The 12,639-nt window shown below is 40.0% G+C and carries 10 protein-coding genes; 4 read left to right on the top strand and 6 right to left on the bottom strand.

All coding sequences use genetic code 11. The features are described 5' to 3' along the window. Positions 1-97: 97 nt before the first annotated feature. Positions 98-898, top strand: a complete 801-nt coding sequence (locus VOI17_RS16670; protein ID WP_323758360.1) for a hypothetical protein — start codon at positions 98-100, stop codon at positions 896-898. Positions 899-1,057: 159 nt separating this feature from the next. Continuing rightward, a complete protein-coding gene (locus VOI17_RS16665; RefSeq protein WP_323758359.1) occupies positions 1,058-1,666 on the top strand; it encodes a hypothetical protein in 609 nt (202 codons plus the stop codon). A 256-nt stretch (positions 1,667-1,922) separates the two neighbouring features. On the opposite strand, the gene VOI17_RS16660 is transcribed toward VOI17_RS16665, so the two are convergent. The 3 genes from VOI17_RS16660 to carB all read right to left on the bottom strand — a co-directional run bounded on the left by VOI17_RS16660 (position 1,923) and on the right by carB (position 5,501). After that, a complete protein-coding gene (locus VOI17_RS16660) occupies positions 1,923-2,279 on the bottom strand; it encodes a hypothetical protein (protein WP_323758358.1) in 357 nt (118 codons plus the stop codon). A 165-nt stretch (positions 2,280-2,444) separates the two neighbouring features. Beyond that, positions 2,445-2,681, bottom strand: coding sequence for a hypothetical protein (locus tag VOI17_RS16655; RefSeq protein ID WP_068418614.1), 237 nt, complete (start codon positions 2,679-2,681; stop codon positions 2,445-2,447). 6 nt (positions 2,682-2,687) lie between these two features. After that, positions 2,688-5,501, bottom strand: coding sequence for a carbamoyl-phosphate synthase large subunit (gene carB / locus VOI17_RS16650; protein WP_323758357.1), 2,814 nt, complete (start codon positions 5,499-5,501; stop codon positions 2,688-2,690). Positions 5,502-5,694: 193 nt separating this feature from the next. On the opposite strand from carB, the gene VOI17_RS16645 reads away from it, so the two are divergent. Further along, a complete protein-coding gene (locus VOI17_RS16645) occupies positions 5,695-6,120 on the top strand; it encodes a hypothetical protein (protein ID WP_323758356.1) in 426 nt (141 codons plus the stop codon). An 85-nt stretch (positions 6,121-6,205) separates the two neighbouring features. Here VOI17_RS16645 and lpdA read toward each other — a convergent pair whose 3' ends face one another. From lpdA to VOI17_RS16630, 3 genes are read right to left on the bottom strand one after another with little or no spacing between them, the layout of a single operon-like run. Then, on the bottom strand, positions 6,206-7,606 hold the full coding sequence (gene lpdA, locus VOI17_RS16640) for a dihydrolipoyl dehydrogenase (protein ID WP_323758355.1): 1,401 nt from the start codon (positions 7,604-7,606) through the stop codon (positions 6,206-6,208). A 37-nt stretch (positions 7,607-7,643) separates the two neighbouring features. After that, positions 7,644-9,191: a 2-oxoglutarate dehydrogenase complex dihydrolipoyllysine-residue succinyltransferase gene (gene odhB / locus VOI17_RS16635; protein ID WP_323758354.1), complete on the bottom strand. Its 1,548-nt coding sequence runs from the start codon at positions 9,189-9,191 to the stop codon at positions 7,644-7,646. Between the two features lie 6 nt (positions 9,192-9,197). Further along, positions 9,198-11,948, bottom strand: a complete 2,751-nt coding sequence (locus tag VOI17_RS16630; RefSeq protein WP_323758353.1) for a 2-oxoglutarate dehydrogenase E1 component — start codon at positions 11,946-11,948, stop codon at positions 9,198-9,200. Positions 11,949-12,340: 392 nt separating this feature from the next. Between VOI17_RS16630 and VOI17_RS16625 the strand changes: the two genes are divergently transcribed. Then, positions 12,341-12,637 (top strand): hypothetical protein, encoded by a 297-nt coding sequence (locus tag VOI17_RS16625; RefSeq protein WP_068418631.1) that lies wholly within the window; start codon positions 12,341-12,343, stop codon positions 12,635-12,637. Positions 12,638-12,639 lie beyond the last annotated feature (2 nt).

Here is a 12,639-nt window from a genome sequence, read left to right as displayed (position 1 = left end):
TAATAGAGTGCTATAAGGAAGTTTTTTATAAATTACATGAGACATAAACGCTACGTTTGTGGCGTATAGCCTACGTTAGGTGTAAGTCAACTAAGCATTGAAAAAAGCAATTCAAACAACTTCATTTCTTTCTATACTAATCGCTTGGTCGGTTAGTATAGTTGCAACTGGACTCTTTCAAATCTGGATAGATGGAAAAGTTGATGATTTTGGAGTAATTGTTTTTTGGTCAGGCCTTTTCGAATTACTTGCATGGTTAATATTCATTCGACCAGTCATACCACGACTAAAACATAAAAAATGGCTATTTAGCCCATATATTTTTCCATTAATAACTTTTATCTACGCTGAAATAGTATTCTTGATTTTGATTGGTTGGTTATTTCTCAAGTCAGGCTTCATAGTTGTTTTCTTTACAGCCGGAGTCGTTGGTTTTACATTCGGATTAGCTTATTCTTTGCTTATACAATCTGAGGGAATTCAGAACCTCTTTCGGAAAAATGAAATTTGGCGATTATCAGTCATTAGTTATCCTCTAATATTCTGTTTTCTGTTTTTCTGGGTGTTTCCTAGAATTTCTCCTTCGATAGCTTTTAGAATAATGCCTGACGAAATTCAAGCTAAGATCATAGCACGTACAATTCCGAAATTCAAGGTTGGAGATAATATTGATCTACTATTGAATGCTTTACCTGGATACTTAGAGCATTTAGATGATGGGTCAGGGAATAGTTTAGCATCCCTCAAAGGGTTTGCATATGTTCTTCAAGTCCATTGTAACAAAATAATAAGACTTGAATATGGAGAGAATCAGAATGACTTTAACAACACTATCTATGGTAATTTACAAAATGAACCCTGCCCTAACATAACCTATACGCAATGCGGGGTTCTGTGATATAGGAAGGCAGGTGGTTCATAGTCCGCCAAAGCTGCACTTTAGCTATCTTTCTGTCTTTTTAATATCAAAAGACACAACCTTGGCTATCATCCGTGCGGGATTGAAAACTACCGCTTTTCAATCCCGCACTGCGCATAGCTAGGCGTAATTGAATAAATGAACCCACTAAATAAAGTATTTGGTCGAAAGGAAGGAGCAGAAAAGAACCCTATGAAGCAAAAGCTATCAGATTCATATCTATTTCAAACACATCCTCGTTCAACTATTAAAAGTTGGGTTAATGACTTGAAATTCGGTTTTTATAAAAGAGCTTGGGCTGGACATGCAAATGATGGAGACGAATTTGGAATTTGGCTGAACTACAGTTCAAAGGAAGAATTATTTCGAATTTTAGAAGGCTTTAATATTGTCTTAAATAGAATACCTGATAATTACCCTAAAGCGGTCCCAGGCAAGAGTTACTCTTCTGAAGAATTCGAAAAATTTAAAAATGAAATCAAAGATTTTCCTGAGTACGAACAACCTTCTCATATCTCAATTTCATCTGTGCCTTGTTTCTGCTGGATTGAAAATGGAACGCTAAGTTTATCACTTTCAGGAGCTGAAGACGGAAACAGATATGAAGTGACAGAAACCGATTTTAACAATTGTTTTGCTATAGAAGGGACAATTGAAAAAGAAAAATTGGAAGAATATGTAAGTAAAGATTATGAAGGTTGGGTAACACATATTTCACCAAAATATTACCCTGAGCTCTTTGAATAAAAAACTATGCACAACACTGTATATAGCAAATAGGGAGCGAAGTGTTTGCAGCAAGTTCATCACGGTTTTCGGTTTCGGGCGAAAAGATGAAGGTATTAATGTCGGATTTTCATAGCAGTAATCGTTGTGAAGACAGTCCAGGCATTGAGTCCAATGTCTTTAGTAGAAAAGCTCGATAGGGTGATTATACTGTCACTATGTTTGACTTAGCATATGGTCTCAGCGAGACGCCAAGACCAGTGGGTGAGAATACTGGTTAGATTAACAGGTCAATAGCGTAGATAATCGAGAACTTCACAAAAGAGCGTACTAGAAAGAGCATAACATTTGACAATCTTGCTGAATTAAGCTTACTCTTACCCACCTCAATAAAAAAAAGTATAGGAAGGGCAAAATAGATAATGGCAACATCATTAATATCTACTGATATTATCAATGAGAGAAGGAACTGAATTGCTTTCGCCAAGACAAAATAGGTTCCGTAAAGTATTCCTATTTGAAACAAGCGTAAGAATACTTTGAAACTTCCCTGCTTTATTCCATCGTCATGTGTGTTAATTTCCTCTATTGGAACTCCTTGATCTATGAAATCAAAAACTCTGTAAATCAACATATAGAACAGTTTTACTAATTATCTCTAGTAAAGTTTAAAGAATTGACAAAGTTGTTGATAACTTCCCCACTGGTCGTAGCGTCTCGCTGCGACCAAAAAAGTTAAAGTCTCAGCGAGACGCTAAGACTAGTTATGGAGTCCAGTTGGGGCAAAAAAAGAGGTGGATTAATCCACCTCTTCGTAATCTACATATTCTCCTCCTCTGAAATTATCAGAGGATTTTTCTTTCGTATTCTTAGGTGCATAATCAACATTGATTTTCCCTTCGGGACGATGTTGCTGAGTCTGCTGTTGGCGAGCACCAGCCGTCCTTTGCTGACCTGTTAGGCCCGCTACAAAGAAGCGGAGCACATTGCGGATAATCCAGCCAATTAGAATTACGAAGAATAAAAACTTTAACATATTGCTTTACCTGCTTAGGTACAAATTCCTTTTAGAATAGATGTCTAAGAAATAATCATCCATGAGATCATCTATAAAGTAAATGGCCTCACCAGTAGACTTCATCTCTGGTCCAAGTTCCTTGTTCACATTCGGGAATTTATGGAATGAGAAAACTGGTTCTTTAATGGCGTAGCCTTTCTTAACTGGCTTGAAATCAAAGTCTTTGATCTTTTTCTCACCCAACATTACCATTGTAGCGTACTTCACATATGGCTCTTGGTAGGCTTTACCTATAAACGGAACGGTTCTCGATGCCCTTGGGTTCGCTTCAATGATATAAACTTTATCATTTTTTATGGCGAACTGAATATTGATCAGTCCAACGGTGTTCAGCGCAAGTGCAATTTTCTTAGTGTGTGCCTCAATTTGTCTGATGATAAAATCACCAAGACTATAAGGAGGAAGGACAGCATATGAGTCACCAGAGTGAATTCCAGCAGGCTCAATGTGCTCCATAATTCCTATGATGTACACATCTTCTCCATCGCAAATAGCATCGGCTTCTGCCTCAATCGCATTTTCTAAGAAGTGATCCAGTAACACGCGGTTACCAGGAATGTCTTTTAGGATGTTGATGACATGTTCTTCAAGCTCTTGCTCGTTGATCACAATCTTCATGCTCTGGCCTCCTAGCACGTAAGATGGACGCACGAGTAATGGGAAACCCAATATTTTCGAAAGCTCTATCGCTTCGTCAGCATCTTCAATTACACCAAATTTAGGGTAAGGGATGTTGTTCTCGGCCAATAGCTCTGAGAAACGGCCGCGGTCTTCGGCCAAATCAAGCGCATCGTAACTTGTACCAATGATTTTGATCCCGTAACGATCAAGTTTCTCTGCCAATTTCAAGGCAGTTTGCCCGCCCAATTGAACAATTACACCTTCTGGTTTTTCATGAAGGATAATGTCATAAATGTGTTCCCAGAAAACTGGTTCGAAGTAGAGTTTATCTGCTACATCAAAATCTGTAGAAACCGTTTCAGGGTTACAGTTGATCATGATGGTTTCGTAACCACATTCTTTGGCGGCCAATAAGCCATGAACGCAAGAGTAATCAAATTCAATTCCTTGTCCGATACGGTTAGGTCCCGAACCTAGAATGATCACTTTTTTCTTGTCACTGCTAATCGATTCGTTTTCTTCATCGAAAGACGAGTAGTAGTATGGGGTTTGCGCTTCAAATTCCGCAGCACAAGTATCCACGAGTTTATACACTCGCTTGATGCCCATTTCATGTCTTTTATTGAAAACCTCGCTTTCGAGACATTTGATCAAATGCGCGATTTGTCTGTCGGCATAACCTTTCTCTTTGGCCATTCTTAGCAGGCTTTCGGGTAAAGATTGAAGGTTGTGCTTTTCAATTTCATCTTCCAACTGGATCATTTCTTCAATTTGCTGAAGGAACCACTTGTCGATTTTGGTTTTCCTTTGGATGGTTTTTAAAGGAATGCCAAGTTTGAAAGCATCATAGATATGGAACAGTCTATCCCAGCTTGGGTTTTCTAAGCTGTAGAGTAGGGCGGCTTGGTCTTTTAATTCCTTGCCATCGGCTCCTAATCCGTTACGCTTAATTTCTAACGACTGACATGCTTTTTGAAGTGCTTCTTGGAAGTTTCGGCCAATTCCCATGGCTTCACCTACCGACTTCATTTGCAAGCCAAGTTTTCTGTCAGAACCTTTAAATTTGTCAAAGTTCCAACGTGGTATTTTCACGATTACATAATCCAATGCTGGCTCAAAGAAAGCCGATGTGGTTTTTGTAATCTGGTTTTTTAATTCGTCTAGATTGTAACCAATGGCCAACTTAGCCGCGATTTTAGCAATTGGATAACCAGTGGCTTTAGAAGCTAATGCCGAAGATCTCGAAACACGAGGGTTGATTTCGATACCAACAATGGTGTCGTCTTCAGGGTTTACTGAGAACTGTACGTTACAACCTCCAGCAAACTGCCCAATGGCGTTCATCATTTTGATGGCCAAGTCACGCATTTCTTGGTAAGTAGTATCAGGCAAGGTCATGGCAGGCGCCACAGTGATTGAATCGCCAGTATGCACGCCCATCGGATCAAAGTTCTCGATAGAACAGATGATGATGACGTTCCCAATATTATCTCTTAGTAATTCAAGCTCGTATTCTTTCCAACCCAAAATACTTTGCTCTACCAATACTTCGTGAATTGGCGAAGCATTTAGGCCGTGTGTTAGCGCAGCGTCAAATTCTTCTTGGGTGTTTACAAAACCGCCACCATAACCTCCTAAGGTATAAGAAGGACGAATTACGAGCGGAAAGCCAATTTCCTGTGCAATTTCTTTTCCTTTTAAGAAGGAAGTTGCGGTTTCTCCTTTACAAACATTGACATCGATTTCCTGCATCTTCAACCTGAATTTCTCACGATCTTCAGTGGTTTCGATGGCATTAATGTCTACGCCAATGATTCTCACATCATACTTTTTCCAGATTCCTGCTTTATCACAGTCAATCGCCAAATTGAGGGCAGTTTGGCCTCCCATTGTAGGAAGAACTGCATCAATGTTGTGCGCTTCTAGAATTTCAATGATCGACCTTTTGGTTAAAGGTTTTAGATAAACATTGTCGGCCGTTACCGGATCGGTCATGATTGTGGCAGGATTGGAATTGATGAGGGTTACCTCGATTCCTTCTTCCCTTAATGATTTTGAGGCTTGAGTACCAGAATAATCAAATTCACAAGCTTGTCCGATGATGATAGGCCCACTTCCGATGATGAGGACAGATTTTATGCTATTGTCTTTAGGCATTTGTAAGAGGTACGTGCGGTTTTACTAGGGTGTAAATTGGCACAAAGTTATGGCGTAAAACTTATAATCAAAACCCAGAAGAGGCTAATTCTGATATTTGGCATCTGTGAATGACTTTATGGAAGTTTTGGCCCAATTGCAGGGAAAAAAAGTTTAAATTCAGATCAATATTCTATGCTAACAAAACAACACTATGAAAAACTTAAAATCAATTTTAACACTTTCGCTGGGCTTGGTCTTGGCCATATCTATTGTGGGCTGTACAGCTAATAAGACGGTTGCATTAGATTCTGGTAAGGTTGAGAAGAAAGCCAAGGAAAAAGCCTATGACCCAAGAGGCGTTTGGGACTATAGCGTGCAAACACCTGACACTGATAGTTATGGCATTATGCGAATTACTGGAGATAATGGTCTTTATGCAGCTGTAATGGAAACAGACCAATTCGGCACACTTAATGTTTCTGGATTCACTGTGGTAGGAAAAGCTTTTTCTGGCTCAATTGATGTAATGGGTACTACGGCAGGTATTGAAGGCTCTTTTGATGGAGACAGTATGGCTGGATACGTAAATATGGGTGCTGACTCATTCCCAGTTCAAGGAACAAGGAAATCGAATTAAGCTAGAACACTTAAGATTTTAGATTTGTAAATAGAGAAGGCCATCATTTGACGGCCTTCTCTTATTTTATATTATTAGGTTGTGTTTAGATATGCAACGCTCTATTGTCGGTTGCGGCTAAACAAGCCTCTTTGAATGCTTCCGTATAGGTTGGATGCGCATGAGACATTCTTGCAATGTCTTCAGCACTGGCCCTAAACTCCATCGCAACTACAGCTTCCGCAATCATATCGGCTGTTCTTGGGCCAATCATATGTACACCAAGAATTTCATCTGTATTCTTATCAGCCAATACTTTTACTAAACCGTCAGTGTCCATTGAAGCTCTAGCACGACCTGAGGCTTTGAAAGGGAAAGAACCAGTTTTGTATTCAACTCCTTTTTCTTTCAATTGCTCTTCGGTATAACCTACGGCAGCTACTTCTGGCCAAGTATATACAACTCCTGGAATCAAATTGTAATTGATGTGTGGTTTTTGCCCCATGATGGTTTCCGCTACGAAAGTACCTTCCTCTTCAGCCTTATGGGCTAACATGGCGCCTTTGATTACATCACCAATGGCATAAACGTTATCCACTTTGGTTTTTAAATGCTCGTCAACCTCAATTCTGCCGCGATCATCTGGCGTAATACCAATGTTTTCTAAGCCTAAACCTTCAGTGTAAGGCTTTCTTCCAATTGAAACTAAACAGTAATCTGCATTCAATTCAACAGTTTCACCTTTGCTGTTTTCAGCTTTAACGGTTACGTTTTTAGCTGTACCTTTTACTTCGGTTACTTTATGGCCTAGGTAGAAGCTGAAACCGAGTTTTTTCAAAGACTTCTTCAACTCGCGTCCCATAGTGCTGTCCATGGTTGGGATAAGCGAATCCATGTATTCTACCACAGATACTTCGGCACCCAAACGGGCATACACCGAACCTAACTCCATTCCAATTACACCACCACCAATAACGATCAAGTGCTTTGGTACTTCTTTAAGCTCTAAGGCTTCGGTAGAAGTGATTACACGCTTTTTATCAATTTTGATGAAAGGAAGCGAAGAAGGTTTTGAACCTGTAGCAATAATTACTTTGTCAGTTTCAAGCTTGGTTTCTTTACCGTCTTTATCGGTAACCTTGATGTTGTTTTTATCTATGAAAGAACCAACACCAGTGTGAACGTCAATCTTATTCTTCTTCATTAAGAAGGCGATTCCGTTGACGTTATCGGTGACAACACCCGCTTTACGATCGATCATTTGCTTTAGATTTACCTGAAGGTTGTCTAATTCAATGCCGTGCGTTTTGAAGGTGTGCGCTGCGTTATGATAATGTTCTGAAGAATCGAGCAATGCTTTTGAAGGAATACAACCTACGTTTAAGCAAGTACCACCTAATGTATCGTATTTTTCGATGATGGCCGTTTTCATTCCCAGTTGTGCGCAACGAATAGCCGCTACATAACCACCCGGACCCGAACCAATCACTGTTACATCGTATTTCATTTTCTAATATTTTAGTAGTGAGTACCTAGTATTGAGATTAGACGCCAAGTAATAATCGGGTTGGATCTTCGAGCAATTCTTTTACCCTTACCAAGAAGCTTACTGACTCTCTACCGTCCACAATTCTGTGGTCGTAAGAAAGCGCTAAGTACATGATTGGAAGAATTTCAACCTGACCATTTACTGCCATTGGACGCTCAACAATATTGTGCATTCCCAAAATAGCCGACTGTGGCGAGTTAATAATTGGTGTTGAAAGCATAGAACCGAAAACACCTCCGTTGGTAATGGTGAAGGTTCCTCCAGTCATTTCTTCAATGGTAAGTTTACCATCTCTTGCCTTCAAGGCCAACCTCATCACTTCTTTTTCAATTTGGTCGAAGGTCATGCTTTCGGCATTTCTGATTACTGGAACCATCAAGCCTTTTGGCGCTGATACAGCAATAGAAACATCCACGAAATCGTGATAAATGATTTCGTTACCATCGATCTGAGCATTTACTGCTGGCCAATCTTTGGCGGCCATGGTTACCGCTTTGGTAAAGAATGACATAAAGCCTAGACCAATATCATGCTTGGCTTTGAATGACTCTTTGTATTTCTTACGAATGTCCATGATAGGTTTCATGTTCACTTCGTTGAAAGTAGTGAGCATGGCAGTTTCGTTTTTCACTGAAACCAAACGCTTCGCTACTGTTTTTCTTAAAGCTGACATGCGCTCTCTGCTTTCATTGCGTCCGCCTGGAACACTAATCGCTGGAGCCGAATCTTCTTTTTTGCTTTCCGCTGCCTTAGGCGCTGGTGCCGATTTTTGAGCACTTTCAGCATCTTCTTTGGTGATTCTACCGTCTACGCCAGTGCCTTTTACTGATTTAGGATCGATTCCTTTTTCAGCTAAAATTTTGGCAGCTGCCGGAGAGGCATGGCCTGTGGCGTAAGTTTTGTCTTGAGAAGAAGACTGCGAAGCTGAGCTTGAATCTGAAGTGCTTTTTGCTTCTGATTTGCTAGGAGCGCTTCCTTCAGTCACTTCAATTTTACAAATTGTAGCGCCAATCTCGATGGTGTCACCTTCTTCAGCAATCACGGTAAGAATACCTGATGCTTCGGCTGGTAATTCAAAAGTTGCTTTATCTGAATCTACTTCGGCAATAATTTCGTCAAGCTCTACGTAATCGCCAGTGTTTTTCAACCAGCTAGAAATAGTAACCTCGGTAATCGATTCGCCAACAGTAGGCACAATCATTTCCTTGGTTTCACCAGTAGGTTTTGGTCCAGCACTTTCGCTAGCTTCAGCTTTTGGAGCTTCTTTGGCCGAATCCTTTTCTGGAGCAGGAGCACTGCTTCCAGCGGCATCTGTATCAATTTCACAGATGGTAGCGCCAATTTCTAGCGTGTCGCCTTCTTGGGCAATAATGTGTAATTTACCTGCGGCTTCGGCATTCAGTTCAAATGTGGCTTTGTCTGATTCAAGCTCACAAATTACTTCGTCCATTTCCACAGACTCACCTTCTTTTTTGAACCATTGGGCAATTGTAACCTCGGTTATTGACTCTCCAACGGTAGGTACTTTGATTTCAAGACTCATGATTTCTTAATTTTTTGCGAAAGCTTGATCGACTAATTTTTGTTGTTCGGCAGCGTGTACTTTGGCATAACCTGTAGCAGGCGAAGCACTCGCTTTTCGAGATATTAAGGTAAGGGCTACATCTTTATAAGCCCTTAATACAAACGACCAGTAACCCATGTTTTCTGGCTCTTCTTGTACCCAGAAAACTTCTGCTCCTTTGTATTGGCTTAGGATTGAGTTTACCTGTGTGGTTGGGAACGGCTGAATTTGCTCTACCCTAACGATGGCCACATCTTTACGCTTTTCAGCTTCTTGGCGCTCGAGTAAATCGTAATAGATTTTTCCAGAACAAAGTAGCACGCGCTTTACTGACTTAGCAGTTACATAATCATCGCCAATTACTTCTCTAAAACGACCTGAAGTAAAGTCCTCTACTGGAGAAACCACCTTAGGGTGACGTAATAAAGATTTTGGAGACATGATTACCAATGGCTTTCTGAATTCCCATGTCAACTGTCTTCTCAATGCATGGAAGAAGTTGGCAGGCGTGGTAATGTTGGCAACCACCATATTGTATTCGGCACTCAGTTGTAAGTAACGTTCAGGTCTCGCATTAGAATGCTCTGGCCCTTGGCCTTCATAACCATGAGGTAGAAGAAGTACCAATCCATTCATACGTTGCCATTTGGTTTCAGAACATGAAATGAACTGATCTACCATTACTTGGGCACCGTTCGCGAAATCACCGAATTGGCCTTCCCATAAAGTAAGTGAATTCGGGTTTGCCATAGCGTATCCAAACTCAAAGCCCATAACTCCAAATTCAGAAAGGAGTGAATTATAAATTTCGAATTTGTTATCAGCACCAATATGATTCAAGCTGTTGTATGCTTCGTTGGTACTGGCATCGTGTAACACGGCATGTCTATGTGAAAACGTTCCTCTTTGCACATCCTGACCCGTTAAGCGTACTTTTTTACCATTCAACAATAGTGAGCCATAAGCTAAAAGTTCACCTGCCGCCCAGTTCAAAGACTTCTCTTTAAAGAACATGTCTTTACGCTGTTTGAGTTGTTTTTCTATTTGCTTTAAAGGCTTGAATCCTTTTGGAATGGTAGTTAAAGCATCTGCTACTTTCTTCAGTGTATCACTTGAAATTCCAGTTTCTGGGGATTGTTCAAAATCTTCAGGAGTAGATCTTCTTAAGTTTCTCCACTCTTCTTCCAAAGGTTGGTATATATATGGAAGTGGTTTTTGCTTTACCAAATTCAATCGGTCTTGAAGCAGGCTTCTGAATTCTTTGTCTAATTTCTTGGCCAAAGCGCCTTCGATCTCTCCTTTTTCGATCAACTGTTTGTTATACACCTCGCGTGGGTTCGGGTGTTTTGAAATAAGGTTGTACAAAGAAGGTTGTGTGAACTTTGGTTCATCACTTTCGTTGTGGCCATGTCTACGGTAGCAAACCATGTCCACGAAAATATCGTCACCAAATTTCTGTCTGTACTCTGTCGCAAACTGAACACAGAAGACTACTGCTTCAGGATCATCTCCATTTACGTGAAGTACAGGTGCGTCAATGATTTTAGCTACATCGGTACAATAGATACTAGAACGGGCATCGTCAAAATCGGTAGTAAAACCAACTTGGTTGTTAATTACAAAATGGATGGTTCCGCCTGTGTTATAACCTTCAAGGTTACTCATTTGAGTCACTTCGTATACAACACCTTGCGCGGCAACGGCTGCATCACCATGAATAAGTATGGGTAATATTTTAGTGCGATCTCTATTGTACTCTTCGTCACCTTTGGCCCTTACAAACCCTTCAACCACCGGATTTACAGCTTCTAAGTGAGAAGGGTTAGGAGCTAGTTTAAGCTCCACTTTTTCGCCATTTACCGCAGTAATCTGACTTGAAAAGCCCATATGATATTTAACGTCACCATCACCCATGGTAAGGTCTGGTGTAGAGTTGCCTTCAAATTCGCTAAAGATTTGCTCATAGGTTTTCCCCATGATATTGGCCAGAACATTCAACCGACCACGGTGGGCCATTCCAATCATTACTTCTTTAACACCAAGTTCGGCACCCTTATTAATAATGGCATCCAAAGCGGCAATGGTAGTTTCGCCACCTTCCAATGAAAATCTCTTCTGACCCAAATATTTGGTGTGAAGGAAATTCTCGAAAACTACTGCCTCGTTGAGTTTGCTTAAAATTCTTTCACGTTGTGCGTGAGATGGCTTAAATGAAAGCGCATCTTTTTCAATTTTTTCTCTGAGCCACTTCAGCTTTTCAGGGTCGCGAACGTACATGTACTCGAAACCGACAGTTCCTTCATATATGTATTTAAGCGTTTCAATAATTTTTCTTAAAGGCGCTTTACCAATTCCCAATTCTTCACCAGAAATAAACTGAGTGTCTAAATCCGCTTCGTTTAGATTGAAGTCAGCTAAATCAAGAATTGGCTTTCTGTCTTTTCGTTCCCTAACGGGATTGGTTTTAGATCTTAGGTGCGCTCTAGTTCTGTAAGCGTGAATCAGGTTTCTTACCTGAACCTCTTTGTCTGAAACAGTATGACTACCAGTAGTCCCTTGAGCAGTGCCCGCAGCTTCACCGTTTGGTAGCATTGAATACTCTGTTTGAGCGAACTCAAAACCTTCGAAGAATTTTTTCCAACCCTCATCAATACTGTTGGGGTCATTTTTGAATTGCTGATAAAGAGCTTCTAAAGCCTTAGGATCTGCATTGCTTAAATAAGAATAATTATCCATGAACAGGTGTTTGCCTCTTATGAGTACCAAAGGTAGCCCTTTAGCTTAGTTATTAAAAACCGTTTATGCGGTTATATGAATATGTTTGTTTTTATGTTTCGAGAAGCGATTTTTGTTCTTAATCGTATTTGGGAGCTTAGGGTTGTGTTTGTGGGGGTAGATATCTTCTTTGGGAAGTAGTTCGCCATTTTGAATTACCGGATGATGTGTTGAAAGTACTTGTCCTTTTCTCAAGTAGTTAATTATTCTTTACATATAATATATATGCTTTAATACATTATTTAATTTTGATAAAATAGATATAATGCAAAATATAATTTTTATATAAACTTTTGATTTTTGAAATTTTGTATTTACGTTTAACTCATGTTTTACTTTTATCAAGAATAATTATGAAAAAGAAATTTTTAATTATGGGGATGGGGCTTGTTTTAACAGTTAGTCTGTTTGCTTTTAATTATCGCCCTGATGTATGGACTTATTGTATATACTCTGGGGTTTACGTTGGAGGTGGTGAAGTACCGCAAGGGGGTGTTTGTGTTATAAATGGGGAAACCCATATTGAATTCCAGGGCGATGTTGATACATCTAGATGTATGCCAGTTGGTACTTATGGGGCAAATTCTGGGCCTTGTGCAGGGAATGGGAATTTACATGCTGATACTCAAGGAGATTACAGTAATAATTAAGT

Source organism: Roseivirga sp. (assembly GCF_034669765.1).
Taxonomy (GTDB): Bacteria; Bacteroidota; Bacteroidia; order Cytophagales; family Cyclobacteriaceae; genus Roseivirga.
Note: the sequence above shows the minus strand (reverse complement) of the source record. Positions and strands in the feature narration are given on the sequence as shown.

Excerpts from the sequence above, each read along its gene's own strand:
- VOI17_RS16665 (WP_323758359.1), top strand. The coding sequence starts at position 1,058 with ATGAACCCACTAAATAAAGTATTTGGTCGAAAGGAAGGAGCAGAAAAG.
- VOI17_RS16660 (WP_323758358.1), bottom strand. The coding sequence starts at position 2,279 with ATGTTGATTTACAGAGTTTTTGATTTCATAGATCAAGGAGTTCCAATA.
- VOI17_RS16630 (WP_323758353.1), bottom strand. The coding sequence starts at position 11,948 with ATGGATAATTATTCTTATTTAAGCAATGCAGATCCTAAGGCTTTAGAA.
- lpdA (WP_323758355.1), bottom strand. The coding sequence starts at position 7,606 with ATGAAATACGATGTAACAGTGATTGGTTCGGGTCCGGGTGGTTATGTA.
- VOI17_RS16645 (WP_323758356.1), top strand. The coding sequence starts at position 5,695 with ATGAAAAACTTAAAATCAATTTTAACACTTTCGCTGGGCTTGGTCTTG.
- VOI17_RS16655 (WP_068418614.1), bottom strand. The coding sequence starts at position 2,681 with ATGTTAAAGTTTTTATTCTTCGTAATTCTAATTGGCTGGATTATCCGC.
- odhB (WP_323758354.1), bottom strand. The coding sequence starts at position 9,191 with ATGAGTCTTGAAATCAAAGTACCTACCGTTGGAGAGTCAATAACCGAG.
- VOI17_RS16625 (WP_068418631.1), top strand. The coding sequence starts at position 12,341 with ATGAAAAAGAAATTTTTAATTATGGGGATGGGGCTTGTTTTAACAGTT.
- carB (WP_323758357.1), bottom strand. The coding sequence starts at position 5,501 with ATGCCTAAAGACAATAGCATAAAATCTGTCCTCATCATCGGAAGTGGG.